This is a genomic window from Erwinia sp. V71, assembly GCF_965644245.1.
GTDB lineage: Bacteria > Pseudomonadota > Gammaproteobacteria > Enterobacterales > Enterobacteriaceae > Erwinia.
The window spans coordinates 1-939 of record NZ_CBFFRK010000259.1; the positions used below are offsets into that span (position 1 = coordinate 1).

A 939-nucleotide genomic window follows, 5' to 3' on the forward strand; every position below is an offset into this window, starting at 1 on the left:
CGGTTCTTTGTTCATTTACCATACGATGACAGGACGAAAAAATGGTTCCCATCGAATTAATCGCACCTTCCATAATGGCATTAGCAACCCTTAACAGCGTGGCGGATTACTTGCTGTGCTTTGCTCAAGAGCATGGGGATGTTATGACGCCGCTAAAACTGCAAAAAATGGTGTTCTATGCTGATGCTTGGTTCATGGCATTGAATGACGGTGAAGAGTTGATTGCTGATAGGTTTGAGGCATGGGTACATGGCCCTGTAGCGAGAGATTTGTATATCAGATTCGCCGATTACAAATGGCAGCCGATCACCAGTGAGATACCATGCCCTGAACTCCCTGAGGGTGTTGCTGAACATCTGGACGAAATTTATAAAGTCTTCGGTGGCTACTCAGCTTATGAGTTGGAGCAGATGACCCACCAGGAAGAGCCGTGGCTATTAGCTCGTGCAGGCATACCGTCCGATGTTCCATGTCGAAATGATATCGACAAAAACATCACTGCTAAATTTTACCGCAGTATGATGGATGCCTGAACGTGGCTAAAGGAAAGATTAGAGCAAGTAAGATACCGGTGGCGGGTAACCAAATCGTCGCCGGGACGCCCAACGCCACTACGTCGACTCTTAGCTTTTCTTTCCAGTACATTGACCCTGCTCATCATAAGTTTGGCTTTTCCGGGCAGGCTGCGGCTTACTTCTGTAAGGTACTGGAACGCCTCAAAGATATATCCAGCCTGACGTCGCTTGAGTTTACGACAAACCGAAATGCGGCTCTCAAATCGCACTGTATCGATTGGAGTACGACCTCTGAGCCTGACGGATTTACTCACCTTAACGAGCAGTTCCAGAGTTATACGCCGTATCAGTTGGCGGATTCAAGTTCGAAGTGCAACGCTAAGCCGCCTGTCTTAACTCTGCAAAGACCACTGAAGGCTGCCGG

At 48.1% G+C, this 939-nt stretch carries 2 protein-coding genes; both read left to right on the forward strand.

What is annotated here, in order from left to right; genetic code table 11:
- Positions 1 to 41: 41 nt before the first annotated feature.
- The gene (locus tag ACSZO1_RS22515; protein WP_437616613.1) at positions 42 to 533 is read left to right on the forward strand and encodes a Panacea domain-containing protein; all 492 of its coding nucleotides are present in this window, start codon (positions 42 to 44) and stop codon (positions 531 to 533) included.
- Positions 534 to 535: 2 nt separating this feature from the next.
- The coding region (locus tag ACSZO1_RS22520) for a hypothetical protein (RefSeq protein ID WP_437616614.1) at positions 536 to 939 on the forward strand (404 nt) is incomplete at its 3' end.

Bases quoted from the DNA above. Each gene is read 5' to 3' on its own strand.
- ACSZO1_RS22515 (WP_437616613.1), top strand. From the start codon at position 42: ATGGTTCCCATCGAATTAATCGCACCTTCCATAATGGCATTAGCAACC.